Source organism: Paenibacillus zanthoxyli JH29, from assembly GCF_000520715.1.
GTDB lineage: Bacteria > Bacillota > Bacilli > Paenibacillales > Paenibacillaceae > Paenibacillus_AQ > Paenibacillus_AQ zanthoxyli.
The window spans coordinates 1-2,723 of the sequence record NZ_ASSD01000343.1; the positions used below are offsets into that span (position 1 = coordinate 1).

Consider the following 2,723-nt stretch of genomic DNA (forward strand, 5'->3'; position numbering starts at 1 on the left):
GCTTTAAAGAAGCCGCGATGCGAGTAGCTTGCCAGCAGATAGTAGCTCAGGGCGATACCGGAAGTCAGCAGCAGCCACCATAGCAGGCTTTGCCGCGAAATCGGCGCGCTGACCCGGTAGAAACGCGCCCTTGAAATCCATAGAAGGAAGGCCACAAACAGCAAAAAGAGCGCCTCTTCGTAATCAAACCCCTTGATGAAGGCAAACACGGCGCCAAGAGCCAGCGTAATGCTTGACCAGATATAAGCTCTGCGGATACGCAGCGAAATGCCCCGGGACAGCAGCACCAGCATAAAACCGATGACAACGGCTAAATGATGGGATACCCGCATGATTGGAAGCGACAACAGCTCCTCCATGAAGCGCAGACGGTACAGCAGCTCGGGCGTAGCCGCCGACAACAGCAGAAGAAGGCCGGCTGCAAGCACAAGCTTGCCGAGCGCCCACACGCCAAGATCGCTAAGGAAGGTATATTGTCCAGGCCAAGTCCAAATCCTCTGCCAAGTATTAAGGGGCGTTTCCAGCGCCGAGCTGCGCAGCAGCCGTATGCCCTGCTGTCCGATTTCGAGCGCAGCCAGCACAAGCCCGATCAGCCATGGAATGACAAAATAGAACAGCCGGAAAATGACGAGCACAGCCATCGCCCGTTCGCTGGAATATCCCATCTGCTGAATTCCCAGCAGCGCGATCAGATCGAATGCGCCGATCCCCCCCGGAGCCATGCTGAGTATGCCCGCAATCGCCGCGATCACATAGAGACTCATCATCGGCTGAAAAGGAACGCCGCCCAAAATATGCTCCGCGATCACCGAAAAGGTAATTCCAGCGCTTATCCATTCCAGCAGCGAGGAGCCCACCGAGGCGTATACCGTCATCCACGGTGTTTTCCCTTCTCCCCGGTTGATCCATTTGGCGAACAGCGAGGAGCGCTGCAGCATGATAAAGAAAGGCAGATACAGCGCCATGCCCCAGACGGCGAATACAAGCCAGCGGTGCTCGCGCAGCAGCCCCTCCGCCGGCAGAATGCCGAAAATGCTGGCCCAGGACAGCAGCGACAGGCCCGTAATCATCAGCGGAGACAAAAAAACGATCGCCGGTGTCAGAACCGCTGCGGGTACTCCGCTTTTTTTATAGAGCAGCGTTCGTAGGCCGACTCCGGCCAGACCGGCAAATCCGATCAAATTATTAAAGGTATTGGCAATCCACGAATAACGGAAGGTGCTCCAAACCCCGATTTTCATCCGATAATGGGCCCGGATCAGAAAATCGTAAGCGCTCATCGCCGCAACCGCCGCCAGCGCCGTTGCCATCATCTGCATAATACCCTGCGCCGGAATTAGCCTGAGCTCCCGCAGCGTCTTGGCAAGCCGGACTCCTTTCAGTTCATGCTGCCCTTCCCAATACACAAGTGCGATAATCATCACCGGGACAAGCACCCGTACCGCCTTGATGCGATAAATGGACGCCAGCAGCCTTATCAATTTTAATTGTTCTAATCTTGGTTTGTGTACATGCATATCTCTACCTGCCTTTGGTTGCATAAGCCGGGTCTTCGCCCTTTACGGGCCAGAAAATACGGCTGTCGTGAGTATTATATCCATTTGACGGCAGCCATTTCCAAATCCCTGAAACCCTTTAAAAATCGTACCCCGAATATGCCCCTTTATGCAACTCTTGGCAACAAAAAACATCCACTCCAATCACCGGTTCCATAACTTCCTCCACTCTTTGGTGTATTCGCCTGCACTCCTACGATGTTCCAAGTTCTCCTGGCTACCGCCATCTTAATTCACCTACAAAATTAGGCCAACCAGAAGTTTCTGGCTGACCTAATAAAACTAAAAGGCATTTGAAACATAGCCATTGACCAGCTATTAATTAAGAAACCAAAAGCCACAGGGATTATCCTATGCGACAATTTTCATTATTCACTCACAATTAATACCATATTTCACATCCCAAAACTTGCTCCTGGAAACACTGTATAACGATTCAAATATTTAGCGGAGTTTGGCACGACCTTCACCGACTTTATTTTACCTTCCTCAAAAATAAAATTCCATTTTTCCACTTTAACTTTATAATCATCTTCTGCAGTTACACGTTGAACAATTCTCACGGTAAGGCCGTTGGTTGCGCGCGCGACAGCTTTTATATCAACAATGCTCGCCAAATTGTAAGTGCCGGTAGGAAAACTTTCATTGTAGATATCAGTCGTGAAATTAGAGGTAACTAGATCAAGCACCCCTTGGTGATTTCTCTCGTCATAGGCCATGATCCACTTATAAGCCAAATTCCGCTCCGAAACATATTGGACACTGCTATCTTCCAGCTTAAAGTTTGGATCAGACTCTACGTACACGGTCTTGTTCTTATTATCCCATTGGATATCAACCCCAAGTCCTTCAGAGATTACCCGTATTGGAACATAAACAGAGCCATCAATAATTTTAGGCTGTACACTGGTTTTGACTTGATTACTGTTAACAAATATTTTTGGAACTGTAGTCGCTGCGTAAGCTCCAGCACTAAATACAACAGTCAAAACCAATCCTGCTAATCCTACTTTTATTGTACTTTTCATGTAAATCCCCTCCAAAGTTTTCTTTCTTAAGAAGAGACGTAAATTACACTTATATGTTTCTATAATATCAATTATTTGTAAAAAATTATTGTGAAGCCAATCACCTGAATCCGTGAAATAACCAACAACCACATAGCAT

The 2,723-nt window shown here is 48.4% G+C and carries 2 protein-coding genes; both read right to left on the reverse strand.

Annotated features, from left to right (window positions below; genetic code table 11):
• Window positions 1-1,517 (reverse strand): lysylphosphatidylglycerol synthase domain-containing protein (locus L691_RS0112495; protein ID WP_025690858.1); only part of this gene is annotated, 1,517 nt, incomplete at its 3' end.
• 434 nt (window positions 1,518-1,951) lie between these two features.
• Window positions 1,952-2,723: copper amine oxidase N-terminal domain-containing protein (locus L691_RS0112500; protein ID WP_232229173.1), on the reverse strand; the 772-nt coding region annotated here is incomplete at its 5' end.